The sequence below is a fragment of the Arsenicicoccus sp. UBA6765 genome, from assembly GCF_002453335.1.
Taxonomy (GTDB): Bacteria; Actinomycetota; Actinomycetes; order Actinomycetales; family Dermatophilaceae; genus Arsenicicoccus; species Arsenicicoccus bolidensis.
The window spans coordinates 1-24,976 of record NZ_DKGR01000019.1 but is presented as its reverse complement, the minus strand read 5'-3'; the positions used below and the strand labels follow the sequence as shown (position 1 = coordinate 24,976).

Here is a 24,976-nt window from a genome sequence, read left to right as displayed (position 1 = left end):
CGTGCCGGCACGGGCCCGGGGCCAGCAGACGTCAGTCGCTCCCGCAGGTGCCCGGATAGTCGCGCGTCCACCGGCTGGTCGTGCCCGGTGCGAACGCGTAGCCCGGCTCCGGGGTTGCGTCGACGACCACCGTGGTGGTGATCAGCCCGATGCGGCGGTCCCACTCGTAGCTCACCCCGGTCGTGCGCGGCAGGTGCACGATCCCGTTGCCCGGTACGCAGTGGTCGGCGAACCGCGGAGCCTCCGGCGTGACGAGGACCCCCGTCGGGATGTCCGAGGGCGCCGGGGTCGTCGGAGCCGGCGTCGTCGGGACGGGCTCGGTCGTGGTGCTGGTGGGTGTGGGAGCCGGAGTCGTCTGCGTGGGAGTCGGCTCCGTCGTGGAGCTGGTGGGTGTGGGAGCCGGCGTCGTCGGGACGGGCTCGGTCGTGGTGGCGGTCGGGGTCGGCGCTGCGCTCGTGGTCGTCGGCACCGGGGCGGTCGGGCCGGGCAGCCCCGGGGCGGCGCTGGTCGGGATGCTCGGCAGGGGAGTGACGGTCTCGGCCGGCGGGGTCACCGGCGGCTCGGGCGCCCCGGGCTCCGACGGCTCGGGTGCCGCGGGCGCAGTGGGCTCTGGCTCGGGAGCGCCGGGCAGGTCCGGCGCATCGGGCACGGTCACATCAGGCGCATCGGGCACCACGACCGGGGGCACCACGACCGGCAGCAGGACGATCGTTGCCGTGACGGTCGGGACCTTGGGCTTGGGCAGGCAGGTCCCCAGGTCGGTGCCGGGCAGCGGCACCCACACCTGGCCGGGCGGGCACGGCCTCGGCCCAGACGGGGTGGGTGTCGAGGTGGAGCGGGTGGGCGTGGGGTCCGCGTCCGTGGTGGTCGGTCGGGGCGCGGTGGGCCGAGGCGTGCGGGTCCGGGTCGGGTCCGTGGTGGGGCGCGGTCGGGGCTCGTCCGGCACCGTCGTCGGTCGCTGGGGCCGCGTGGTGCGGCCAGGGGTGCTGGGGACGCTGGGCGCGGGCACCGTGACCGTGGCGCCGGGCGAGGTGAGCAGCGGCGGGATCGTGGTGGGCGACGAGGGGCTCGGCGGCGAGGGCGACGTCGAGGGCGGGGCCGTGGTCGACGGAGCGGGCGAGGAGGGCGACGTGGTGGCGCTCGGCCCCGGAGCCGGGACGGCGATCCCCGAGCAGGACTCGCCGCACGCGACGAGCTTGGCCCGCAGCTCGGTGGAGCCCTTGTCAACGGTGCTCTGCAGGGCGGCGAGCTCGCCGAGCGCCTCGGCCGGGACCTTCTGCCGCAGCGTCTGCAGCTGGGGCTGGACCCAGCTCGTGAACTCCTGGACGACCCGCAGGTGGTCGGGCTCCCGCGTGTCGTCGAAGGCCGCGAACAGCTCGGTCTGGCCGGACTCGACCGACGCGGCCGCGTCGCTCAACGACGTGCGGATGTCGTCGGCGACCTGCGGCGTCCGATCCGCCAGGGCGCTCGTGTCGGCCACGTGCTCGCGGGCGTGCGCCAGCAGGGTCCGGCCCTGGGCCCCGTCGGACCCCGCGAGACGGACCTCGAGGCCGTCGACGACCCCGCGGACGGCATACAGCGCGTCCCCGGGGAGCGCCCCCTGGGACGCGACCCCGAGGCCGGTGCCGGCCACGACGACACCCGCGGCAGCGCCGGCCAGGACCTTGGGCCAGGTGCCGTGGATCGTGAGGACGGAAGGCTGGGAGACCGGCGCGGGAGCGGGCGTCGGCGGGGAGGCCGCCACGGCCGCCGCCTCGGTGCGCAGAGTGGCGGCGAGGCCGGCGACGAACGACGGGTCGGGCCCGGGGACCGGCACGGAAGCGACCTGCTGGGTCAGGCTCAGCAGGTCGGACATCGCGGGGGAGGGTGGTGTCGTGCCCTGGAGCATGGCTTCGAAGGCGTCGGCGTCAGCGCGGGACACGAAGTCGTCGATGAAGCTCACCATGGCACCCCTCCTCTCCTCAGTGTCTGGGTCCGGGTCTGGGTCTGGGTCTGGGTCTGGGTCTGCGTCTGCGTCTGGGTGTGCTGGTCCGTCATGCTCAACGAGCGAGCGGGCCGTAGGTTACGGGAACCGTCACAGGTCTTCGCCCTCCAGCGCCCGCTGCAGCGCACGCACGGCCCGGAGCTGCAGCTGCTTGACGGCGTTCTCCTTCTTGCCCATCACCTCGGCGGTCTCGGCGAGGGAGAGCCCCTGGACGAACCGCAGCGTCACGCACTCCGCCTGCTCGGGGCGCAGCTGGGCGACGGCCTGCAGGAGTCGCTCGTCGCGCATCCGCTGGAGCACCTCGCCCTCGGGCGCCTCGACCTCGGTGTCGGCGTCCCGCATGTCCTCGGTGGTCACCTCGAGCCGGAAGCGCGAGGACTTGGCGTGGTCGTTGACGACGTTGCGGGCGATCGTGACGAACCACGCCGCGATGTCCTTGCCCTGCCACGTGAACCCCGACAGGTTGCGCAGCGCCTTGAGGAAGGTCTCGCTGGTCAGGTCCTGGGCGGTGTGGACCGACCCCACGCGCACGTAGATGTAGCGGTAGACCACCTGGACGTAGCGCTGGTAGAGCTGCCCGAACGCGTCCTGGTCGCCGCCCTGCGCGAGGACCACGAGGGCGCGCACCCGCTCCAGCTCGTCGGGGTCCGGCCCGCTCCCACCGGAGGACGACCCGCCCCCGGTGCCGGATCCGCCCGGCGGGTCCGACAGCGCCAGCCACAGCGCGCTCAGGTCGACGGTGACCGACGCAGACATGGCGCCCCCCGCGTGCGGGTGGGCGCCGAGGAGTGCGGGGAGTCGCGTGGTCACCCGTAGGAGAGTGTCGCGATGCCGCGCCGTCGCGATGGTCTTGATAGGTCCTCCTGGCCCGAGCGACTCCCATTGCAGCACATGGCGGCTGCCCGGGACGAGCTTGCCGGGCCGGGACGTGCCGGCGCGTCCGCCCCGCGCGCACCGGCCCCCGTAGAGTCGGCACCGTGCACACCGACCTCACCAGCGCCCGCGTCGTCCTGCTCGGCCGCCCCGGCTGCCACCTGTGCGACGTCGCGCGCGCCACGATCCACGAGGTCGCCGGGGAGCAGGGGGTGAGCGTCGCGGAGTACTCCATCGATGACGACCCGGACCTGCGGGAGCGCTACGCCGAGCAGATCCCCGTGGTCTTCGTCGACGGGCGCCAGCACGACTACTGGAGGGTCGATCCCGCACGCCTGCGACGGGCGCTCGGGTGACGGCCGCACCGTCCTTTTGGGTGCCCGCCAGGCCGGGGCATACCCTGGACAACGGTGCCTACCCGCCGGACGGGGCGGGCAGAAGGGAGCCCCAGGGGCTGTGAAGGTCGAGGTCGCCGAGCGTCGTGAGCTGTCCGACGCCACCGTGCTCCGGCTACCCCTGTATCTCGAGGCGGTGGCCGCGCTCGCTGCCCGGGGGGTGGGCAGCGTCTCCTCCGAGGAGCTCGCCGCCTCCGCCCACGTCAGCTCGGCCATGCTGCGCAAGGACCTGTCCCAGATCGGCTCGCTCGGCGTGCGCGGCGTCGGCTACGACACCGCGGTGCTGACCGACCAGCTCGTGTCGGTCCTCGGGCGCGACGAGGTGCGCCCCGTCGTCATCGTGGGGATGGGCCGGCTCGGCCAGGCCCTCGCCTCCCACGGTGGCTTCGACGGCGACGGCTTCGAGGTGGTCGGGCTGTTCGACCACGACCCGCAGGTCGTCGGCGGCTCCGTGCTCGGCCTCGTGGTCCAGGACGTGGCCAGCCTCACCGACGCGGTCTCGGAGCACGGTCCACGCGTCATCGGCGTGGTCGCGACCCCCGCGTCGGCCGCCCAGCAGGTCGCGGACCTGCTCGTGGCCGCCGACGTCCGCGCCATCCTCAACTTCGCCCCCACGACCCTGCAGGTCCCGTCGACCACCGACGTGCGGGCCGTCGACCTGTCGTCCGAGCTTCGCCTGCTCGCCCACCGCTCGCGGACCTCGCCCGCGTCGGCCCTCGGAGGTGCCCCCGCGTGACCCTGCTCGTCATCGGCCTGTCTCACCGCAGCGCCCCCATCGACCTGCTCGAGCGCACGACGCTCGGCGACGACCGTGCCCAGACCCTGAGGTCCGTCCTCGCGACGAGCCAGCAGGTGCGGGAGGCGCTCGTCGTGACGACCTGCAACCGCACCGAGGTCTACGCCGACGTGCTCACCTTCCACGGCGGGGTGGGCGAGATCGGCCAGGCGATCGCCGACGTCACCGAGGTCGACGCCCTGGTGCTGCGCGACCACCTCTACGTCCACCACGAGGACCGGGCGGTCTCCCACGCCTTCTCGGTGGCCTGCGGCCTGGACTCCATGGCGATCGGCGAGAGCCAGATCCTCGGTCAGATGCGCGCGGCCCTGCGCGCGGCCCAGTCGCGCGAGGAGGTCGGGCCCGAGCTCAACGCGTTGTTCCAGCGGGCCCTGCGCGTCGGCAAGCGCGCCCACACCGAGACCGAGCTCGACGACGTGTCCCTGTCGCTGGTGAGCGCCGGGCTTGAGGAGGCCGAGCGACACGTCGGTCCGCTGACCGAGCGGTCCGTGCTCGTCATCGGTGCCGGGGCCATGAGCGCCCTGTCCGTCGCCACGCTCACGCGGTCCGGGGCCGCCGAGGTGATCATCGCCAACCGCACCCAGGCCAAGGCCGAGCACCTGGCCCGCGCGTATGCCGCGCGCACCGTCCCCTGGGCCGAGCGCGTCGAGGCGCTCGCCTCCGCGGACGTGGTCGTGACCTGCACGGGCGCGTCCGGTCGCATCGTCGGCCGCGAGCTGGCCGAGCAGGTCGCCGCCGCCCGCCACCACCGCCCGCAGGCCTACGTCGACCTGGCCCTGCCCCTCGACGTCGACCCAGCCGTGAGCGAGGTCGAGGGCGTGCAGGTCGTGGGCCTCTCCCGCCTCGGAGAGCTCATGGCGCGCGACGGCATGGTCCCCGCCCAGGTCCAGCAGGTGCGCGACCTGGTCGTGGAGGAGGTCGCGGCATACCTCGCGGCTCGCCGCGTCCAGGCGGTGGCCCCGACGCTGACGGCGCTGCGCTCGCGCGCCCGCTCGGTCGTCGATGCCGAGCTCGAGCGACTCGACACCCGCACCCCGGACATGGACGAGGCCACCCGCAAGCAGGTCGCCCTGACGGTCCACCGCGTGGTCGAGAAGATCCTGCACACCCCCACCGTGCGGGTGAAGGAGATGGCCGACAAGGACGTGACCGGCAGCTACGCCGAGGCGCTGCACCGGCTCTTCGACCTGGACCCGCACACCGTGGCTGCCGTGTCGGCCGCCAACGTCGAACCCGCCGTGGAGATCGGTCACGCAGATGCCTGAGCAGCAGATCGTCCGCCTGGGGACCCGCCGCAGCGCCCTCGCCACCACCCAGTCCGGCTGGGTCGCCGAGCGGCTGCGCGAGCTGGGCCTGCAGGTCGAGCTCGTCGAGATCACGACCGAGGGCGACGTCAGCGCCGCCCCCCTGACCACGATCGGCGGCACCGGGGTCTTCGCCTCGGCGATCCGCGAGGCGCTGCTCGACGGCCGGGTCGACTGCGCCGTCCACTCGCTCAAGGACCTGCCCTCCGCCCCCGAGCCCGGCCTCGTCATCGCCGCCGTGCCCCGTCGCGAGGACCCCCGTGACGCCCTCTGCGCCCGGGACGGCCTGACCCTCGCCGAGCTGCCGCCCGGGTCGGTCGTGGGCACGGGCTCGCCCCGCCGCGCCGCCCAGATCGCCGCGCTCGGGCTCGGCGTCGAGCTGGTGCCCATCCGCGGCAACGTCGACACCCGGCTGCAGCACGTCCGCGACGGACGGTGCGGCGCTGTGGTCCTCGCCATGGCCGGCCTGTCCCGGCTGGGGCTGCTGGACGTGGTCAGCGAGGCTCTCGACACCGTTCAGGTGCTCCCCGCCGCGGGGCAGGGAGCCCTCGCGCTCGAGTGCCGCGAGGACCACCCCCTGCGCGAGGTCTTCGCCCGCATCGAGGACGCCGAGACCCGCGCCTGCGTCGAGGCCGAGCGGGGTCTGCTCGCCCGGCTCGAGGCGGGGTGCACCGCGCCCGTTGGAGCGTTGGCCGAGGTGGTCGAGTCCGAGGACGGGCTGGAGCTGTCCCTGCGGGCCTTCGTCGGGAGCCCCGACGGGTCCGACGGACTGCGGCGTTCCCTGACCGGGTCCTGGACCGAGCCCCGTGACCTCGGTCACCGCCTGGCCGAGCTGCTCCTGGAGGACGGCGCCGCCGGACTCGCCGGGGTGGGGAGCGGACTTGGCAGCCCGACCGGGGTGGGTCAGACTGCCCCCCAGAGCACCGATCCCCTGGCGTAGGAGCACCCCACGATGCGCAAGGCCTCGAGCACCGGCAGGACCACCGGGAGGCACGGCCCCGTGCCCGCACCCCGGGCGGCGACGGGGGCGCGTGCGCACGTCGCCTTCGTGGGGGCCGGTCCGGGTGATCCCGGCCTGCTCACGCTGCGGGCGGCCGAGCTCCTGGGCCAGGCCCGAATCGTCCTGCTGGACCGTCCTGACGACGTCGAGGTGGTGCGTCGCCACTGCCGCGAGGACGTCGACGTGGTGCCCCTCGTCCCGGTCGGCCGCGTCGACCCGGCTGCGACGACGTCCGACGGCCCAGCGCCTTCCGGGCCGGCGGGCTCGCTGGCGCTGCAACGACTCCTCGACGCGGTGGGCCGCCTCGGGGGGGCCGGCCTGGTCGTGCGGCTCATGAGCGGCGACCCGGGCGTGTTCTCCGGGCTCGAGGCCGAGTGCCGCGCCCTGAGCGAGGCCGACGTCCCCTACGAGGTCGTTCCGGGCGTCTCCAGCCTGCTGGCCGTCCCGCTGTATGCCGGGATCCCGCTCACCTCCCAGGACTCCCCGCGGCTGCACGTGTGCGACGCGGCCCTGCCGCAGGACCTCGAGGCGTCCGCCGCCGAGGACGTCACGGTGGTGATGTCCGGGACCCCCGGACGGCTGGTCGAGCAGCTCAGCACCCTCCTGGACGCCGGTCGCGCCCCCGAGACGCCCGTCGCGCTGACCGACCACGGCACCACGGCGCACCAGCACACGAGCGCGACCACCCTGGGTGACGCCGCGCACGTCCTCGACCACGCCGACGAGGACCAGGAGCTGCTGGCCGTCATCGGCCGCACGGTGGAGCTGCGCGGCACCATGAGCTGGTTCGAGACGCGGCCGCTGATCGGCTGGAACGTCCTCGTCCCCCGCACCAAGGAGCAGGCGACCGGCGTCGTCGACCGGCTCGCGTCATACGGCGCGACCGCCACCGTGGTCCCGACCATCGGCATCGAGCCGCCCCGCACCCCGCAGCAGATGGACAAGGCCATCACCGGCCTGGTGACCGGGCGCTACGAGTGGATCGGCTTCACCTCGGTCAACGCCGTCCGCGCCGTGCGCGAGAAGTTCACGGAGTACGGCCTGGACACGCGGTCCTTCGCCGGACTGCGGATCGCGGCCGTCGGCGGCACCACGGCCGCGGCCCTGCGCGAGTGGGGTCTCGTGCCCGACCTCGTCCCGAGCGGGGAGCAGTCGGCCGCGGGGCTGCTCGAGGAGTGGCCGCCCTACGACGTGCTCCTCGACCCGATCAACCGCGTCTTCCTGCCGCGCGCCGACATCGCCACCGACACCCTCGTGGCCGGGCTGCAGGACATGGGCTGGGAGGTCGAGGACGTCACGGCCTACCGCACCGTGCGCGCCTCACCGCCGCCCGCCGAGGTGCGCGAGGCCATCAAGACCGGCCAGTTCGACGCCGTGCTGTTCACCTCGAGCTCCACCGTCCGCAACCTCGTCGGCATCGCCGGCAAGCCGCACCGCGCCACGGTCGTGGCCTGCATCGGTCCCGCGACGGCGCGCACCGCCGAGGAGCACGGCCTGCACGTCGACGTCCTCGCCCCCGAGGCCAGCGCCGACGCCCTGGTCGACGCGCTCGCCGACCACGGACACACGCTCGCTCGGGCGTCCTACGACGCCGGCGACCCCATCGTGCTGCCCAGCAAGCGCCGTCGGCGCCGCCGCAGCTGAGCACCGCCGGCGCACCACCACCTCGCGTCCACGACCGCACCACACGACCGCACCACCCGACCTCTGCTGGAGACACCCTTGAGCTACCCGCTCCACCGCCCCCGCCGCCTGCGCCAGAGCCCGGCCGTCCGCCGGCTCGTGGCCCAGACCCGCCTCCACCCGGCCCAGTTCATCCTGCCGGTGTTCGTCAAGGAGGGGGCGACCGAGCCGACACCCATCGGATCCATGCCCGGCGTGGTGCAGCACTCCCTCGACACCCTCGAGCAGGCGGCGCGCGAGGCGGTCGCGGCCGGGGTCGGCGGGATCATGGTCTTCGGGGTCCCCACCAGCAAGGACGCCGTGGGGTCCGGCGCGACCGACCCGGACGGCATCCTCAACGTCGCCCTGCGCCGCCTGGCCGACACGGTCGGGGACGAGCTCGTCGTCATGGCCGACCTGTGCCTCGACGAGTTCACCGACCACGGGCACTGCGGGGTCCTCGACGCCCGCGGCGGTGTCGACAACGACGCCACCCTGGAGCGCTACGCCGCGATGGGCCTGGCCCAGGCCGAGGCGGGCGCCACCGTGCTCGGGCTCTCCGGGATGATGGACGGCCAGGTCGGGCACGTGCGCCGAGCCCTCGACGAGGCCGGCCACACCGACACGATCGTGCTGGCCTACGCCGCCAAGTACGCCTCCGGCTTCTACGGCCCCTTCCGCGAGGCCGTCTCCAGCTCGCTGCAGGGCGACCGCGCGACCTACCAGCAGGACCCGGCCAGCTTCACCGAGTCGCTGCGCGAGACCCGCCTCGACATCGAGGAGGGCGCCGACATGGTCATGGTCAAGCCCGCGCTGCCCTACCTCGACGTGCTGGCCGCCGTCGCGGCCGAGTCCACGGTGCCCGTCTCGGCCTACCAGGTGTCGGGGGAGTACGCCCAGATCGAGGCCGCCGCGGCCCACGGGTGGATCGACCGCGACCGCGTCGCGCTGGAGGCCCTGACGAGCATCCACCGCGCCGGTGCGCAGCAGATCCTCACCTATTACGCAAGCTCGGCAGCACGCTGGCTGAACTAGTCGTTACGCTGGGTGCTTGTCGGTGCCCCGAATGACGGCACCCAGGGGAACGAGGGTCTTGTGACGGACGACGTGCGGTGGTTGAGCCCGACGGAGCAGGTGTCGTGGCGGGCCTACCTGCGTGGGCAGCGCCTGCTCGAGGTCGCCCTCGACCGTGACCTGCAGACCCACGGCGTCTCGCTGTCGGAGTACGAGATCCTGTCCATGCTGTCCGAGCAGCCCGGACGCCGGGAGCGCATGTCCGAGCTGGCCGCCCTCGTGGTCCAGTCGCGGTCCCGCCTCACCCACACCGCCAACCGCCTCGAGCGACGCGGCTGGGTCCAGCGGCACCCGGTCCCCGGCGACGGGCGCGGCGTCGAGCTGGTCCTGACCGACGCCGGCGTCGAGGCCGTGGTCGAGATGGCCCCCGTCCACGTCGAGAGCGTGCGCCGCCACTGGCTGGACGCCCTGTCGCCCGAGCTCGTGCAGGCGCTCGGCGACGCCATGACCCGGGTCCGTGACGACAACGGCACCTCGCAGCAGCAGCGGGCCGAGGTCGCCCGCGTCTGCGGCGACTGACGAGCACGGGTTCGACCCGCGCCCGGCCGGGCTGAGAGACTGAGCCGCATGACCACCCAGCCCCCGTCATACCCGTCTGCCGCTCCCGCCTCCGAGGCGTGGTTCGAGCGGGCGAGCGCCGTGATCCCCGGCGGGGTCAACTCCCCGGTCCGGGCCTTCCGATCCGTCGGTGGGACCCCGCGGTTCATGGCGAGCGCGACCGGCCCCTATCTCACCGACGTGGACGGCCGGGAGTATGTCGACCTGGTGTGCTCCTGGGGGCCGATGATCCTCGGGCACCAGCACCCCACCGTCCTGGAGGCCGTGCACGAGGCCTCGCACAAGGGCTTCAGCTTCGGCACGCCCAGCGAGAACGAGGTGCTGCTCGCCGAGGCGATCGTCAACCGCGTCGAGCCGGTCGAGCAGGTGCGCCTGGTGTCCAGCGGCACCGAGGCCACGATGAGCGCGCTGCGCCTCGCGCGGGGCTTCACCGGCCGCTCGGCGGTCGTGAAGTTCGCCGGGTGCTACCACGGCCACGTCGACGCGCTGCTGGCGCACGCGGGCAGCGGCGTCGCGACCTTCGCCCTGCCGGACTCCGCGGGCGTCCCCGCCAGCTCGGCCGGCGAGACGATCGTGCTGCCCTACAACGACGTCCGCGCCCTCGAGGAGGCCTTCGCGCGCCGCGGCGACGAGATCGCTGCCGTCATCACCGAGGCCGCCCCGGGCAACATGGGGATGGTCCCGCCGGCGCCCGGCTTCACCGCCGCCCTGCGCCGGACGACCCGCGAGCACGGCGCGCTGCTGATCAGCGACGAGGTCATGACGGGCTTCCGCGCCTCGGCCGCCGGGTGGTACGGCCTCGAGGGCCCGACCGTCCACGGCGCCCCCGACCTGTTCACCTTCGGCAAGGTCATGGGCGGCGGTTTCCCGGCCGCGGCCTTCGGCGGGCGCCGGGACGTGATGGAGCACCTCGCGCCCAACGGCCCCGTCTACCAGGCCGGCACCCTGTCGGGGAACCCCGTGGCCACCGCCGCCGGCCTCGCCACGCTGCGCGGCTGCACGCCCGCGGTCTACGAGCGCCTCGAGCACGCGGCGCACGCGATCGCCGACGGCGTGGCCGCCGAGCTGGCCGCCGCCGGGGTGGCCCACACGATCCAGTGGGCCGGCTCGATGTTCTCCGTCTTCTTCCGCGAGGGCCCGGTGCTGTCCTACGCGGACGCGCAGGGCCAGGACACCGCCGCGTTCGGGCGCTTCTTCCACAGCATGCTCAGCCAGGGCGTCCACCTGCCCCCGAGCGCCTACGAGTGCTGGTTCGTCAGCGCCGCCCACGACGACGCGGCGGTCGACCGCGTCCTCGCGGCCCTGCCGGCCGCTGCCAGGGCGGCCTCAGCCGACGATGCTACGATGGGAGCGTGACGAGCAGCATGACCGCGACGGCCCGCACGATCGTGCACGTGATGCGTCACGGCGAGGTCCACAACCCCGCCAAGATCCTCTACGGACGCCTGCCCGACTACCACCTGTCCGACCTCGGTCGGCAGATGGCCGACCTGGTGGCCGAGTCGCTGGAGGGCCGCGACGTCGCCCTCGTCGTCGCCTCGCCGCTCGAGCGCGCGCAGGAGACGGCCCGGCCCGTGGCCGAGCACTTCGACACCCCGATCCTCACGGACAGCCGGCTCATCGAGGCCGGCAACCACTTCGAGGGCCGCAGGTTCGGCCACGGCGCGGGGTCGCTGCGGCGCCCCGCCAACTGGTGGCTCGTCCGAAACCCCTTCACCCCATCCTGGGGAGAGCCCTACCGCGCCATCGCCCGCCGCATGGAGGCGGCCGTGGACGCGGCCCGCCAGCATGCGCCCGGCCGCGAGATCGTGCTCGTCTCCCACCAGCTGCCCGTCTGGACGCTGCGCCGCCACCTCGAGGGTCGCCCCCTGTGGCACGACCCGCGACGCCGGCAGTGCAGCCTGGCCAGCCTCACGAGCCTGCACTACGACGGCGACCGCCTCACCTCGATCGTCTACAGCGAGCCCGCGGGCGCGCTCCTGCAGGTCGCCGAGCCCACGGTGGGGGCATGACGCAGGTCCGACGCACGCTCTGCGCCGCGCTCGCGGCGGTCGCGATCGGCATACCGCTCGCCGGCTGCTCCGACGACGCGGGCTCGATCAACGCCCAGGCCCGCTCCGGTGACCAGAAGGGCTACATCTCCGGCGACGGCACCATCGAGCGGCTGACCGCGGCCCAGCGCAAGGAGCCGGTGGCGCTGCAGGGCACGACCCTCGACGGTGCCTCCTGGTCCGTCGCGCAGCAGCGCGGCCACGTCGTCGTCCTCAACCTCTGGGCCTCGTGGTGCCCGCCCTGCGTCGAGGAGCAGCCGCGGCTCAACGCCCTGCACGCCGCCGTCCGCAAGACCCACCCCGACGCGGTCTTCATGGGCGTGCACGCGGGCCGCGAGTCCTCCGACAACGCCCGCGACTTCGCGCGTGCCCGTCAGGTGCCCTATCCCACGCTGGCCTTCGACGGCCAGACCGTGCTGGCGCTGCAGGGCAAGGCGCCCTCGCCGCCGACCACGCTCGTGCTGGACAAGCAGGGGCGCATCGCGGCCCGGGTGCTCGGCGCCATCACGTCCGAGCGCACCGTGCAGGACCTCGTCGACGACGTCGCCAAGGAAGCCGGGTGATCGCCGGCGTCACCGACGTCATCGCCGAGGGCACCCTCCCGCTCGCGGCGTGCGTCGCGCTGCTCGCCGGCGCCGCGTCCTTCCTGTCGCCGTGCGTGCTCCCGCTCGTGCCCGGCTTCCTCGGCTACGTCACGGGGCTCGGTGACACGCGCCTCGAGGACCGCCGCACCAGCCGCATGCTCGCGGGCACGCTGCTCTTCGTCCTCGGCTTCACCGTCGTCTTCGTGCCGCTCGTGATCCTCGTCGTCACCTCGGTCTCCACCCTGCTGCGCGAGCACCGGGAGGTCCTCGAGCGGGTCGGTGGCGTCGTCGTCGTGCTGCTCGCCCTCGTCTTCGCCGGGATGGGGACCCAGCGCCAGGTCAAGGTCGGCTGGCGACCCGCGGCCGGTATGGCGGGAGCCCCCCTCCTCGGCGCGGCCTTCGCGCTCGGCTGGACCCCCTGCATCGGCCCCACGCTCGGTGCCGTCATGGCGCTCGGCAGCCCCCTGGACGACTCCGCCACCGGGCCGCTGGCGCGCGGCGCCGTGCTGGGCGTGGCCTACTGCCTCGGTCTCGGCCTGCCGTTCCTGCTGCTGGCCGGTGGCTACGGCCGGCTCTCGGGCACCTGGACCGCGCTGCGCCGCCACCAGCGGGCGCTGCAGCTCGCCGGGGCCGGCCTGCTCCTCGTCCTCGGCCTGCTCATGGTCCTGGGGCTGTGGCAGCCCCTGGTCGCGGGCCTGCAGACGCGGCTCACCGAGCTCGTCGGGAACCCGGTCCTCTGATGCCCGCCACCTCCTCCCACACGCGTGACCGCGCCACCGGCGGCGGCGGCGCTGGCGACGGCGCCGACATCACCCAGCCTCGGCTCGGCCCGATCGGCTGGCTGCGCTGGGCCTGGCGCCAGCTCACCAGCATGCGCACCGCGCTGCTGCTCCTGCTGCTGCTGGCCCTCGCCGCCGTCCCGGGCTCGGTCTTCCCCCAACGCGACATCGACCCGGTCAAGACCCGCGACTACCTCGAGCAGCACAAGACCCTCGGCCCCTTCATGGACCGCGTCGGGCTGTTCGACGTCTACGCCTCGCCGTGGTTCGCCGCGATCTACCTGCTGCTGTTCATCTCCCTCGTCGGCTGCGTCGTGCCCCGCCTGCGCCTGCTGTGGCGCGAGCTGCGCGCCGCACCGCCGCGAGCCCCTCGTGTCCTCGACCGGATGCCGGAGCACCGCGTCGTGGAGCTCGGCGACGTCGAGCCGGAGCGCGCGCTCGCGGCGGCCCGCGAGGTGCTGCGGAGCCGGCGCTACCGGGTCCGCGCCGCCGACGCGGCGGCCACGGGTGGGGCGGGGCGGTCGGCATACGGCTCGGTCTCGGGAGAGCGCGGCTATCTGCGCGAGGTGGGCAACCTGCTGTTCCACGTCGCCCTGCTCGTCGTCATCGTGGGCGTGGCCCTCGGCCACCTGCTCGGCTGGCGCGTCGACGCGATCGTGCCCGAGGGGGAGACCTTCGCCAACACGACCAGCCAGCACGACACCTTCACCAAGGGGCCGTGGGTCGACGAGGAGTCCCTGCCGCCCTTCACCGTCCGCGTGGACCAGATGCGCGTGGCCTTCGAGACCACGCTCAAGGGCAAGCAGTTCGGGCAGCCGCGGTCCTTCGAGGCCGACGTGACCACCCGGGACACGCCCGGGGCCGCCGAGCGCCGCCGCAAGCTCGAGGTCAACGAGCCGCTGAGCTTCGGGCAGTCCTCGGTCTACCTGCTCGGCAACGGCTACGCCCCGGTCATCACCGTCAAGGACGCGCAGGGTCGTCAGGTCTACAAGCAGGCCACCGTGTTCCGCCCGCAGGACAACAACTACACGTCCACCGGCGCGGTCAAGGTCTCGGCGCTGCCCCCCGGCGAGCAGCTCGGCTTCCTCGGGCTGTTCGCCCCGACCATCTCCGACGAGGCGCTGCGCGCGATGCCCCAGTCGGACTTCCCGGCGCCGGTAGCGCCCGGCCTGCTGCTCGAGCTGTGGGAGGGCGACCTGTTCCCCGGCGGTCGGCCGCAGTCCGTCTACACGCTCGACACCCAGGCGATGAAGCAGCCGACGCTGGAGAGCGGCCTGCCCGTGCGCCTCGCGCTGCGTCCCGGCGAGACCCAGACCCTGCCGGGCGGTCGCGGGACGGTGACCTTCGAGGGCGTGCAGCGGTTCGCCGGGCTGTCGGTGCGCTACGACCCGGGCAAGCCCGTGGCCCTGCTCGGCGCCGTGCTGGTGCTCGTCGGCCTGGTGCTGTCCCTCGTCGTGCGGCGCCGACGCGCCTTCGTGCGGATCGGGGAGCGCGATGGACGTACCCTGCTGGAGGTGGCCGGTCTCGCCAAGAACGACGACCCCCGCCTGGGCGAGGCCGTCGACGACCTCACCGAGCAGCTCTGCGAGCGACTCGGGCTGACCCCGCCCGTCCGGTCCACGAAGGAGAACGCACGATGACCAACGAAGCCCTCGCGGGCTACTCCAACCTCGCGGTCTACTCCGCGCTCGTCGTGCTGGGCATCGCGTTCCTCGCCTTCGCCGTCGACCTGGCGGGCACCCGCAGCCGCGCCCTTGCGGGCCGGTCGGGCGCCTCCGGCGAGGGCCGTATGTCGGCCGCCTCCGGCGGCACGGACACCCTGGTCCGGGGTGACGCTCCCGCCGTGGTGCAGGCCGACGAAGGTCCGTCTCGTCGCCAGGCCGCCGGCATCGGGATCGCCCTGTCGCGGCTCGCGTCGCTGCTGCTCGTGGCGGCCGTGGTGATGCGGGCGCTGTCGGTGTCGCGCGCTCCCTGGGGCAACCTCTACGAGTACCTCCTGACCGCGGCGGCCGCCGTCAGCGTCGTCTACGTCGTGATGTCGCTGCGCCGGGACGTGCGCTGGCTCGGGGTCTTCCTCACCGCGCTGCTGATGCTCATCCTCGGGCCCGCCCTCACGGTCTACACCGAGGCGGGGCAGCTCATGCCCTCGCTGCGGTCCTACTGGCTGGTCGTGCACGTGTCGATCGCCATCATCGCCACCGCGATCTTCGCCATCGGCGCGGCGCTCAGCGCGCTCTACCTCGTGCAGGAGTCGAGCGAGCGGCGCCAGGCGGCGCAGGCCCGGCTCTCGGGGTGGCGCCAGACGCTGCTCGCGGCGCTGCCGCCGTCGCGGACGCTGGACCGGATGGCCTACGGGCTGCACGTGGTCGCGTTCCCGCTGTGGACGTTCACCGTCATCGCCGGCGCCGTCTGGGCCGAGAAGGCCTGGGGCCGCTACTGGGGCTGGGACCCCAAGGAGGTCTGGTCCTTCATCATCTGGGTGGTCTACGCGGCCTACCTGCACGCCCGCGCGACCACCGGCATGAAGGTCCGCACCGCCACGTGGATCGCGATCGCCGGGTTCCTCTGCATCGCCATGAACTCCTTCGTGGTCAACAAGTTCATGTCCGGCATGCACTCCTACTCGGGGATGTGATCGACCGATGAGCTCTCCTGGACTGCGCTACTCGCTGCTGCGGATCATGCTGTTCCTCGGCTGTCTGATCGTCCTGTGGCTCGTGGGGCTGCGCGGCCTGCTCCTGGTCATCCTCGCCGGCCTGCTGTCCATGGTCGTCTCGCTGTTCGTCCTCCGCGGCCCCCGTGAGGAGTTCAGCGCCCGCATCGCCGAGCGGGTGGACCGCAAGGCCGCGCGCGCCGAGGCGGCAGGGGCCCACAAGGTCTCCGACGAGGAGGTCGAGGACGACGAGATCGGCCGTTCGACCGGCGAGGGCACGGCCGACGACCGGGCCGCGCGTCGGACCGAGCGACGGCACGACGGTCTCTGACATGGCTGGCATCGACCCGACCGCCCCCGAGGTGGATGACGCTCAGCCGGCGGGAGAGACGCTGGGGTCCCCCACCTCGCTGCCGTTCCGGCTGGACGACTCCTACGCCCGCGCGGTCCCGGCGCTGTCGCTCGCGTGGTCGGCCGCTCCCGTGCCGGCACCACGCCTGCTCACCCTCGACGAGGGGCTGGCGGACGAGCTGAGCCTGGACCCGGCGTGGCTGCGCTCGCCCGACGGGGTGGCCCTGCTCAGCGGGCAGGTGCCCGAGGGCGTGACGACCGTCGCCCAGGCCTACGCAGGTCATCAGTTCGGCGGCTACTCCCCGCGGCTGGGCGACGGGCGCGCCCTCCTGCTGGGGGAGCTCGTCGACGGGTCCGGCGCGCGCCGCGACCTGCACCTCAAGGGCTCTGGCCGCACGCCCTTCGCCCGCGGCGGCGACGGCAAGGCAGCGGTGGGTCCGATGCTGCGCGAGCATGTCGTGAGCGCCGCCATGCACGGGCTCGGCATCCCGACGACGCGGGCCCTCGCGGTGGTCGCGACCGGCGAGACGGTGCTGCGCGAGACGCCGTTGCCGGGGGCGATCCTGGCGCGGGTCGCCGCCAGCCACCTGCGGGTCGGCACCTTCCAGTACGCCGCCGCGACCGGAGACCCCGCCCTGCTGCGATCGCTGGCGGACTATGCCATCGCCCGCCACCACCCGGAGGCGGCCGAGGCGGACGAGCCCTACCTCGAGCTGTTCCGCCGGGTGACCCTGGCCCAGGCCGAGCTCGTCGCCCGGTGGTCCCTGGTGGGCTTCGTCCACGGCGTCATGAACACCGACAACATGACCATCTCCGGCGAGACCATCGACTACGGCCCGTGCGCGTTCCTCGACGCCTACGACCCGGCGACGGTCTACAGCTCGATCGACACGGGTGGTCGCTATGCCTTCGGCAACCAGCCTGCGGCCGCCCAGTGGAACCTCGCCCGTCTCGGCGAGACGCTGATCCTGCTGATCGCCGAGGGCACCAAGGACACTAAGGGCGCGGACGGCGCGGACGGCGCGGACGGCGCGGACGGCGCGGACGCTGCGGTCGAGGCCGCGACGGGCGTGCTGCACGAGTTCGCCGAGCGCTACGACCGGGTCTTCGTGGACGGCATGGCCGCCAAGCTCGGGCTGGCCGGTCTCGACGCGGCGACGACCCGTGACGTCGTCCGTCCGCTGGTCACCGACCTGCTCGCCCTCCTGCAGACCCATGGCGTTGACTGGACGTCCTTCTTCCGCGCCCTCGCTGCGGGGACGGCGGGCGGTCATTTCCTCGACGCCACGGCCTTCGACGCCTGGAGCGCCCGTCGCGACGCCCTGCTGCCGGACGACCGGGCGGCCGTCGCGGCCCGGATGGACGCGGTCAACCCGGTCTACGTGCCGCGCAACCATCGGGTCGAGGAGGCTCTGGCGCGCGCGACCGCGGGTGACCTCGGGCCGTTCGAGCGGCTGCTCGACGCCGTCGCCAGCCCGTATGCCGAGCGGCCCGGCCTCGAGGATCTGCGCGGCCCTGCCCCGGCGGGCGCACCACGCCACATCACCTACTGCGGCACCTGACCTACCGCCGGTAAAGGCATCGACCGGCCTTCGTTCGCCAGGTCGATGCCTTTACCGGCGGTAGGTCTGTCAGTGGATCGCGAGGCCGGCGGCCAGGAGCCCGCCATAGGTCAGGGCCACCAGGCCCGTCGCCGCGAGCACCCGGATCAGCGCGGGACCGGTCGCGCCGCGCAGCACGTCGAGGCACGGCTTGATCGCGGGCAGCAGGCCGACCAGCCCGAGCAGCGCCCACCGGTGACCGGCCCAGGCGGCCAGGCCGGCGCACACCGCGGGGGTGACCATGAGCACGACATACAGGATCCGCGTGCCGCGGTCCCCGAGCCGCACCGCGAGGGTGCGCTTGTCCGCCACCTCGTCCCCGCTGATGTCGCGCAGGTTGTTGGCGACCAGGACTGCGGTGATGATCGAGCCGATGCCGACGGCGCCCGCCCAGGTGCCCGCGTCGACCTTCTCGGCCTGGGTGTATGCCGTGCAGACCGTCGCCACCAGCCCGAAGAACACGAACACGAACACCTCGCCCAGCCCGGCGTAGCCGTAGGGGCGGCGTCCGCCGGTGTAGAACCAGGCCGCCAGGACCGCGGCGATCCCGATCAGCAGCAGCCAGGTGTCACCGGACAGTCCCATGAGCGCCAGCCCGGCGAGGCAGGCAAGTCCGAAGCACGTGAACGCGGCGTATTTGACCAGCAGCGGCGTCGCGAGGCCGCCACCGACGAGCCGCACCGGTCCGACCCGGTCGGCGTCGGTGCCGCGGATGCCGTCGCTGTAGTCGTTGGCGTAGTTGACGCCGACCTGCAGGAAGAGCGCGACCAGCAGCGCGAGGAGGGCGAGCGCGGCGTCCCAGTGACCCAGCCCCGCTGCGGATCCGGTGCCGACGGCGACGGGAGCAAGAGCTGCGGGCAGGGTCCGCGGGCGAGCGCCCTCGACCCACTGGGAGATGGTGGCCATGAGCACATTGTCTCGTGATCGAGAGATCGCGCTGCGCACGGCACGCGTGCCGGACGGGTGAGTCGCCGCCCCCGCGGCTCGGAACGCCCTGACCGACGCGTAGCGTCCGACCTGAGACGACCGGTCGACCGATGCCCGGTCCCTGGTGCGTTGGCGCAGAGAGTCGAGGCGGTCGATGGCGACCTTCGTCCTGGGTGTGACCCTCCTGGTCCTGGGTCTTGGACTCGTCGTGTGGGGGCGGAGGGCCCTGCGCGGTGCGGGCGCCGCGCCGGCCGGTCCGCCCCAGCCGCCGGCCATGCCTCCGCTGCCGTCCGAGCTGGGGCCGGGCGGCACGGACGCGTCGGGCGCCAACCGGTGGGAGCGCGCTGCCAAGGCCGAGAAGCGACGGCGTCCGATCGTCGCTCCGGGCGGGCCCTCACGCTGGCCGGTCGTCGGCGGCTGGGTGCTCACCGGTCTCGGGGCGCTGTGCCTGTTCCTGTCCACGCTCTACACCCAGGACGTGGGTGAGGCGATCGTCGTGCGCACCCCTGGCGGCACGGTCGCGGGGGTGGACAGCACCCCGGGGTTCTCGATGAAGGCGCCGTGGAACGACATCGTGAAGTACGACGTGCGCAACCAGGTCATCACCATGGCGCAGGAGAGCGGCGCCACCGACGGCCCGGCCATCAACGCCCAGACCACCGACAACGCGACCGCGGCGATCGACATCACCATCCGCTACTCGATCGTCCCGGCCAAGGTCGGCGACATCTACCAGGCCTACCGCACCCAGGAGGGCCTGGTCAGCCGGGCGCTGGACGTCGACGTCCGCTCGATCGTGCGGGACGTCCCGGTCAACTACACCGCCGGCGAGCTGCGGCAGCGACGAGCCCAGGTGTCGTCCGACATCGCCAAGGAGCTGTCCCGACGCTGGGAGCGCCTCGGCGTGACGGTGGACTCCGTGGACCTGCGCGACATCCGATTCCCCCAGGAGATCGAGCAGTCGCTGGCTGCCGTGCAGACCGCGCGCTCGCGCGTCGAGTCGGCGCGAGCCGAGCTGGAGTCCGCCAAGATCAACGCCGAGAAGGTCAAGACCGAGGCCCAGGCCCAGTCCGACTCGGACCAGATCATCCGCTGCGGAGCGATGTCCACCACGGTCAAGGAGATGATCGCCGGCAAGGAGGTCAACTCGGTCAAGGTCGTGCCCGTGCCACCGGCCCAGTGCCAGAACCGGCTCAACGAGCAGGTCCTGACCAGCAAGTACATCGACATGCTCAAGGAAGCGGCGGCCAAGGGAAACACGGTCTACGTCGTGCCGCCCACCCAGTCCTCGCTCATCCAGCTCCCGGCACCGGCCCCCTCTCCCGCCGCCTCGGCGCCGCGCTGAGCGCCTGGGACAGCAGTTCCCGGACGGCCGCGCGGTCCGGCTTGCCCGGCCCCCGCAGCGGTATGCCGTCCGCGGCGGCGACCACGCGGGGCAGGGCGTGGGCCGCGAGGTGGGGGCGCAGCGCCGCCCGCACCCGCTCGGCGTCCCAGCCGGTCGCGACCTCGGCCGCCGCCGGATCGCCGACTTCGTACCGTCCGGCGTGACCGCAACCCCCACCCCCACCGTCACCGTCGCTCCCGCCTCCGTTGCCGCCGTTGCGCGCGCCGTCCTCGACGACCAGCGCTCCGACGACCTGGCCCCACTCGAGGTCGGGGACGCCGACGACGACGCACTCGCGGACGCCGGTGACGTGGGCCAGGATCGCGTCCTCCACGACGCGGGGGGCGACCTTGAGCCCGCCGGTGACGATCACGTCGTCGGCCCGACCCAGCACCGTGAGGGTGCCGTCCTCGGCCAGCTCGCCGAGGTCGTCCGTGCGGAACCACCGCGTGCCGTCCTCGACCGTGAAGTGGGTGGCGGTGAGGGCCGTCTCGCCGAGGTAGCCGTCGGCCACCATCTCGCCCCCCAACGAGATCCGTCCCTCGTCGAGCCGGACGCGGGCGCAGGAGAGCGGCCGTCCGTCATACACGCACCCGCCCGCGGTCTCGCTCATGCCGTAGGTCCGCACCACGCGCAGCCCGGCCGCCACCGCCTGCGCGTGCACGGTGGCGGGCAGGGCGGCCCCGCCGACGAGGATCCCGTCGTACGTCGCCGCGGCCTCGGCGCCCAGAGGTGAGGCGAGCAGCCGGACCAGCTGGGTCGGCACGAGCGAGGTGTAGTGGCGGACGCCACCGGTGAGACGCTCGGTCGCCGCGGCGAACCCCTCTGGGGTGAAAGGACCGTCGTCGGTCGCGACGGGGGAGTGCCCGGCCAGCAGCGAGCGGGCGAGGACCTGCAGGCCGGCGATGTGCGTGGGTGGCAGGGCCAGCAGCCACTGCCCATGGCCGCCGAGGTGCTCGGCCGTGGCCTCGCCGGATGCTCGCACGGCCGCGGCCGACAGGACGGCCAGCTTGGGTGTCCCGGTGGAGCCGGAGGTGCCGACGACGATGGCGGTGCCCTCCGGCGGCGAGGGCACGTGGTCCGATCGGCCCGGTGGCGCCCCGCTCGGGCACACCGCCGCACCACGCCCGGTGAGGGCCAGCTCGAGGGGCGCCAGGTCGCCGACCGCCGAGGCGGGGGACTGCGTGCCGGGCCAGTGGACCATCGTCATGCCACCGACCCTAGCCGCGCCCACCGACAGACCTCCTGCACAGGTCTGGCGCCATTCCTGCACATGTGTAGGATATGTGCATGTCCCTCCTCGAACGCCGCCTGCAGATCCTGCTCGACCAGGATCGCTACGACCGGGTCGCTCGCGCCGCCGAGGACTCCGGCCAGAGTGTCGGGGCGGTGATCCGGCACGCCATCGACGTCACCTACCCCGAGGACGTCGGCGCGGCCCAGCACGCGGCCCGGTGCTTCCTAGACCGTACGTCCGAGCCCCGCGACGAGCCGCCTCTCGACCTCCGGGAGCTCCGGCGCAACCTGGATGACGAGCTCATGGCCACGCTGCCCTCGTGAACGAGGTCTTCGTCGACAGCGCGGTGCCACTCCTGGCCGCGGGCGGCGCCCATCGCTTACGGGCGGCATCACGGGAGGTGATGGCTGCGGTGGCGGCCGGGAGCGTCCGCATGCACGCCAGCGTCGAGATGCTGCAGGAGTTCACCCACCACCGCATGCGGATGGGTGCGGTGCCCGAGGCGTTGCTGGACGCTCGAGACCTGGCGGACATGACCGTTGTCCATGCCTTTGACCTGGAGGTCTGGCAGGAGGCGACCCGCCTGATGCAGGTCAGTGCGATCCGCGGGCGAGACGCTGTGCACGCAGCGACCGCGCTGCTGGCCGGTTTCGACGAGATCATCTCCCCAGACACCGACTTCGTCGACGTGCCGGGTCTGCGACGCATCCACCCGGCCGACTGGCCGGCCTCCTGACCCCAGCCTCCGCCTGTCCGGTGCCCGTTGACCCGTCGACCTGTGGACCCACCGAGATCGGCGGCCGGGCTCAGGGACGGACAGGGAGGCCCAACGCCCTCGTCACCCCGCGCAGGGTGCTGAGGGTCACGACGATCGACAGGGCGGCGCACGCCGTCATCGCGGTGCCCACGGGCATCACCTCCGTCAGACCCCCCGCGAGCAGCGCACAGCCCCTGCGTCGTCATCCGCCCCGCCCCTGTGGCCGTAGGCGGCCCTGAGTGAGCTGGGAGCTCAGTTCGGGTCGTCTGAGGGCCGGTTCTGGGCGTGCAGGCGACCTGTTGTGAGCTGGGAGCTCAGTTCGGGTCGTCTGGGGCGACGCGCGTGATGGACATCTCCTCGCGGTCGTTGGTGGGGCGTGGACGGCATACGAGCCGGGCGTGCAGGCCCGGCCGTGGACCGGGCAGGATGGGAGGCATGACTGACGCGATCACCACCCGTCCCCTGGCCGTCGTCACCGGAGCCTCCAGCGGCATCGGCGAGGCCACCGCCCGTCGCCTGGCCCAGGAGGGCTTCGAGGTGATCTGCGCGGCGCGGCGCACGGAGCGGATCGAGCAGCTGGCCAAGGAGATCGACGGACGGGCCGTCACCTGCGACGTCACCAGCGAGGAGGACGTGGCGCGCCTGGCGCAGGAGGTCGGCGACCGGCTCGACGTCCTCGTCAACAACGCCGGTGGCGCCCTGGGCACCGAGCGCATCGCCGACGCGGTGGTCGACAAGTGGCGGCAGATGTACGACTCCAACGTCATCGGCGCCCTCAACGTCACCAAGGCCCTGCTGCCCGCCCTCAGGCAGGTCAAGGGCGGCATGGTCGTCATCGTCTCCTCGATCGCCGGCCTCGGGGTCTACGAGGGCGGCGCGGGCTACTGCGCGGCCAAGCACGCCGAGACCGTCATCGCCGAGACGCTGCGCCTCGAGGCGGTCGAGGACGGCATCCGGGTCTGCGAGATCGACCCGGGTCTGGTGCACACCGAGGAGTTCTCGCTCGTGCGCCTCGGCGGCGACCGGGCGGCGGCCGACAAGGTCTACGAGGGGGTCGCGGAGCCTCTCGTGGCCGAGGACGTCGCGGACGCGATTGCGTATGTCGCGACCCGGCCCGCTCACGTCAACATCGACCGTCTGGTGATCAAGCCGCAGGCCCAGGCCGCGCCGCACAAGCTCGTCCGTCAGCGCTGACCCCGGTGGGACGCCGGCTGACGGCCGACTGGCCTCGGTTGACGGCGACGGCCGCGCGGGTGGGCGGCCCTCGCCAGGCGCCGGGCGGTCCGGCATGCTCCCGCCCATGACCCGTGACACCGCAGTCCCAGGCGCTGCCGCTGACGCCGCCAACCCGCCCCGGTGGAAGATCATCGGCCCCGGCCTGATTGTCGCTGCCACCGGTGTGGGCGCCGCCGACCTGGTGGCCACGTTGATCGCCGGCAGCAAGTTCGGCTACGGCCTGCTGTGGTGCGTGCTCGTCGGCTGCATCATGAAGATCGTGCTGGTCGAGGGCGCGGGACGCTACTCCCTCGCCACGGGCCGCACGATGTTCGAGGGCTGGCGCTCGCTCGGTCCCTGGACGACCTGGTACTTCGGTCCTTACATCGTCATCTGGGGCTTCGTCTACGGCTCGGCCGCCATGGCCGGCACCGGTCTGCCGCTCAACGCGCTCTTCCCCGTCCTGGACACCAAGTGGTGGGGCATCATCTCCGGGCTCGTCGGCCTGATGCTCGTGTGGTTCCACCGGTACGGCCTCTTCGAGAAGGTCATGGCGGCGTTCGTGGGCCTGATGTTCGTCGCCATGGTCGGCGCCGCGATCATCACCCTGCCCAACCTCCTCGACATCCTGGCGGGCCTCAAGCCGTGGATCCCGGACGGCGGCCTGGTCAACGTCCTGTCGCTCGCGGGCGGCGTCGGCGGCACCATCACGCTCGCGGCCTACGGCTACTGGCTGCGCGAGAAGGGTTGGGACACACCGCGCTTCATGCGGGTCATGCGCATCGACAACACCGTCGCGTATGTCGTGACCGGCATCTTCGTCCTCGCCACGCTCGTCGTGGGCGCCGAGCTGATGTACTCCATGAAGGTCGCCAGCGACGACAAGGGGCTGCTCTCGGTGGCCGACGTCCTCGACCAGCGCTACGGGCCGTTCGCGGGCAAGGTCTTCCTGCTCGGCTTCTTGGGCGCGGCCATGTCCTCGCTGGTCGGCGTGTGGAACGGCGTCTCGTTGATGTTCGCGGACTTCGTCGGCAACCTCAAGGGACTGCCGTCGGGCCACGAGGACACGCGCACCGGCGGCCGCTACTACCGGTGGTACATCCTGTGGCTGACCTTCCCCCCGATGATCATGATGTTCTGGGGCAAGCCGGTGGTGCTGATCCTGGCGTACGGCGTCCTCGGCGCGTTCTTCATGCCCTTCCTGGCGGTCACGCTGCTGTGGATCCTCAACACCGACCGCGTGCCGCGCGAGTGGCGCAACAAGGCCTGGTCCAACGTCCTGATGGTGGTGTGCGCGCTGGCGTTCGCGGCGCTCGCGGTGAGCGAGATCGTCAAGGCGATCCAGAAGCTCTAGCTAGGCGGGCTGCTCGGAGAGGCGCTTGATGTTGAGCAGCATCTCCCGGCTCATCACGAAGCTCACGGGCTCGATGACATAGGGGCCGCCGGCCAGGCGCTGAGCGAGGCTGTCGCCGTGGGCGTAGGCGTTGCGCTCGATCAGCCGGGTCCGGCCCTGGCTGAGAGGCTGCAGGTGGTAGGACCAGACGGTGGTGGCGAGCGGCCCGCCCTCCGGCACACCCACGAGGACGAGCGAGACGCCCGGCCTCACCTCGGCCACGACGAGCGGTGGTAGCTGCGGGTGCAGACGCACCTCGTCGCCCACACGCAGGTCCTGGAGGTCAGGACGGATCTCCTCGACGTTGCTGTCGAGGGAGCCGGCAGCCTGCTCCAGCAGCTGGTGGCTGTAGAAGCCCCCGCGGCCTCGCCCGATTTGGGGCTCTTCTGACGCTTCCG

General features: G+C 73.2%; 24 protein-coding genes and 1 pseudogene. 20 read left to right on the top strand and 5 right to left on the bottom strand.

Translation table 11 applies throughout. The features are described from left to right. Positions 1–31: 31 nt before the first annotated feature. Complete coding sequence (locus B4K29_RS05425; protein ID WP_286966576.1) at positions 32–1,945, bottom strand: hypothetical protein; 1,914 nt, start codon at positions 1,943–1,945, stop codon at positions 32–34. Between the two features lie 129 nt (positions 1,946–2,074). Continuing rightward, positions 2,075–2,794 (bottom strand): sigma-70 family RNA polymerase sigma factor, encoded by a 720-nt coding sequence (locus B4K29_RS05420; RefSeq protein ID WP_286966575.1) that lies wholly within the window; start codon positions 2,792–2,794, stop codon positions 2,075–2,077. 167 nt (positions 2,795–2,961) lie between these two features. On the opposite strand from B4K29_RS05420, the gene B4K29_RS05415 reads away from it, so the two are divergent. The 15 genes from B4K29_RS05415 to B4K29_RS05345 all read left to right on the top strand — a co-directional run bounded on the left by B4K29_RS05415 (position 2,962) and on the right by B4K29_RS05345 (position 17,626). After that, the gene (locus B4K29_RS05415) at positions 2,962–3,213 is read left to right on the top strand and encodes a glutaredoxin family protein (RefSeq protein WP_286961185.1); all 252 of its coding nucleotides are present in this window, start codon (positions 2,962–2,964) and stop codon (positions 3,211–3,213) included. A gap of 100 nt (positions 3,214–3,313) precedes the next feature. After that, positions 3,314–3,988: a redox-sensing transcriptional repressor Rex gene (locus B4K29_RS05410; RefSeq protein ID WP_286966574.1), complete on the top strand. Its 675-nt coding sequence runs from the start codon at positions 3,314–3,316 to the stop codon at positions 3,986–3,988. Next, positions 3,985–5,313, top strand: coding sequence for a glutamyl-tRNA reductase (locus B4K29_RS05405; RefSeq protein ID WP_286966573.1), 1,329 nt, complete (start codon positions 3,985–3,987; stop codon positions 5,311–5,313). Before B4K29_RS05410 ends, B4K29_RS05405 begins: the two co-directional genes overlap by 4 nt. Next, entirely contained in the window at positions 5,306–6,292 is a 987-nt protein-coding gene (gene hemC, locus B4K29_RS05400) for a hydroxymethylbilane synthase (RefSeq protein WP_286966572.1), read from the top strand. The genes B4K29_RS05405 and hemC overlap by 8 nt, the downstream gene beginning before the upstream one ends. A 12-nt stretch (positions 6,293–6,304) precedes the next feature. Then, positions 6,305–7,996, top strand: coding sequence for a uroporphyrinogen-III synthase (locus tag B4K29_RS05395; protein ID WP_376786870.1), 1,692 nt, complete (start codon positions 6,305–6,307; stop codon positions 7,994–7,996). A 78-nt stretch (positions 7,997–8,074) separates the two neighbouring features. Continuing rightward, positions 8,075–9,049, top strand: coding sequence for a porphobilinogen synthase (hemB, locus tag B4K29_RS05390; RefSeq protein WP_286966570.1), 975 nt, complete (start codon positions 8,075–8,077; stop codon positions 9,047–9,049). Between the two features lie 60 nt (positions 9,050–9,109). Continuing rightward, positions 9,110–9,607, top strand: a complete 498-nt coding sequence (locus B4K29_RS05385) for a MarR family winged helix-turn-helix transcriptional regulator (RefSeq protein WP_019286457.1) — start codon at positions 9,110–9,112, stop codon at positions 9,605–9,607. A 48-nt stretch (positions 9,608–9,655) separates the two neighbouring features. Continuing rightward, complete coding sequence (gene hemL, locus B4K29_RS05380) at positions 9,656–11,002, top strand: glutamate-1-semialdehyde 2,1-aminomutase (RefSeq protein WP_286961200.1); 1,347 nt, start codon at positions 9,656–9,658, stop codon at positions 11,000–11,002. Between the two features lie 8 nt (positions 11,003–11,010). After that, positions 11,011–11,658, top strand: coding sequence for a histidine phosphatase family protein (locus tag B4K29_RS05375; protein WP_286961291.1), 648 nt, complete (start codon positions 11,011–11,013; stop codon positions 11,656–11,658). After that, positions 11,655–12,260: a TlpA family protein disulfide reductase gene (locus tag B4K29_RS05370; RefSeq protein WP_286961202.1), complete on the top strand. Its 606-nt coding sequence runs from the start codon at positions 11,655–11,657 to the stop codon at positions 12,258–12,260. Before B4K29_RS05375 ends, B4K29_RS05370 begins: the two co-directional genes overlap by 4 nt. Beyond that, positions 12,257–13,021, top strand: coding sequence for a cytochrome c biogenesis CcdA family protein (locus B4K29_RS05365; protein WP_029211317.1), 765 nt, complete (start codon positions 12,257–12,259; stop codon positions 13,019–13,021). Before B4K29_RS05370 ends, B4K29_RS05365 begins: the two co-directional genes overlap by 4 nt. After that, the gene (gene resB / locus B4K29_RS05360; protein WP_286966569.1) at positions 13,021–14,700 is read left to right on the top strand and encodes a cytochrome c biogenesis protein ResB; all 1,680 of its coding nucleotides are present in this window, start codon (positions 13,021–13,023) and stop codon (positions 14,698–14,700) included. Before B4K29_RS05365 ends, resB begins: the two co-directional genes overlap by 1 nt. Then, positions 14,697–15,695: a c-type cytochrome biogenesis protein CcsB gene (gene ccsB, locus B4K29_RS05355; protein WP_029211315.1), complete on the top strand. Its 999-nt coding sequence runs from the start codon at positions 14,697–14,699 to the stop codon at positions 15,693–15,695. The genes resB and ccsB overlap by 4 nt, the downstream gene beginning before the upstream one ends. 7 nt (positions 15,696–15,702) lie before the next feature. After that, on the top strand, positions 15,703–16,044 hold the full coding sequence (locus tag B4K29_RS05350; protein WP_029211314.1) for a DUF4229 domain-containing protein: 342 nt from the start codon (positions 15,703–15,705) through the stop codon (positions 16,042–16,044). A gap of 1 nt (position 16,045) precedes the next feature. After that, positions 16,046–17,626: a protein adenylyltransferase SelO gene (locus B4K29_RS05345; protein ID WP_286966568.1), complete on the top strand. Its 1,581-nt coding sequence runs from the start codon at positions 16,046–16,048 to the stop codon at positions 17,624–17,626. Positions 17,627–17,695: 69 nt separating this feature from the next. Here the strand turns inward: B4K29_RS05345 and B4K29_RS05340 are convergent, their stop codons facing one another. Then, positions 17,696–18,571 (bottom strand): 1,4-dihydroxy-2-naphthoate polyprenyltransferase, encoded by an 876-nt coding sequence (locus tag B4K29_RS05340; protein WP_286966567.1) that lies wholly within the window; start codon positions 18,569–18,571, stop codon positions 17,696–17,698. Between the two features lie 175 nt (positions 18,572–18,746). Between B4K29_RS05340 and B4K29_RS05335 the strand changes: the two genes are divergently transcribed. Continuing rightward, a complete protein-coding gene (locus B4K29_RS05335) occupies positions 18,747–19,937 on the top strand; it encodes a prohibitin family protein (protein WP_029211311.1) in 1,191 nt (396 codons plus the stop codon). Here the strand turns inward: B4K29_RS05335 and B4K29_RS05330 are convergent. Next, positions 19,885–21,186 carry an AMP-binding protein gene (locus B4K29_RS05330; RefSeq protein ID WP_029211310.1) on the bottom strand — a complete coding sequence of 434 codons (1,302 nt, stop codon included), beginning with the start codon at positions 21,184–21,186 and terminating at the stop codon, positions 19,885–19,887. The two genes, B4K29_RS05335 and B4K29_RS05330, sit on opposite strands and share 53 nt — an antisense overlap. 80 nt (positions 21,187–21,266) lie before the next feature. On the opposite strand from B4K29_RS05330, the gene B4K29_RS05325 reads away from it, so the two are divergent. The 4 genes from B4K29_RS05325 to B4K29_RS05310 all read left to right on the top strand — a co-directional run bounded on the left by B4K29_RS05325 (position 21,267) and on the right by B4K29_RS05310 (position 24,539). Further along, a complete protein-coding gene (locus B4K29_RS05325) occupies positions 21,267–21,536 on the top strand; it encodes a hypothetical protein (protein WP_019286446.1) in 270 nt (89 codons plus the stop codon). Next, on the top strand, positions 21,533–21,949 hold the full coding sequence (locus B4K29_RS05320; RefSeq protein WP_019286445.1) for a type II toxin-antitoxin system VapC family toxin: 417 nt from the start codon (positions 21,533–21,535) through the stop codon (positions 21,947–21,949). The genes B4K29_RS05325 and B4K29_RS05320 overlap by 4 nt, the downstream gene beginning before the upstream one ends. Before the next feature lie 456 nt (positions 21,950–22,405). After that, complete coding sequence (locus tag B4K29_RS05315) at positions 22,406–23,164, top strand: SDR family oxidoreductase (RefSeq protein WP_034252443.1); 759 nt, start codon at positions 22,406–22,408, stop codon at positions 23,162–23,164. 106 nt (positions 23,165–23,270) lie between these two features. Continuing rightward, entirely contained in the window at positions 23,271–24,539 is a 1,269-nt protein-coding gene (locus tag B4K29_RS05310; protein ID WP_286966566.1) for an Nramp family divalent metal transporter, read from the top strand. Here the strand turns inward: B4K29_RS05310 and B4K29_RS05305 are convergent. Beyond that, positions 24,540–24,976, bottom strand: a pseudogene (locus B4K29_RS05305) (hypothetical protein); the annotation flags it as partial. It abuts the gene before it with no gap.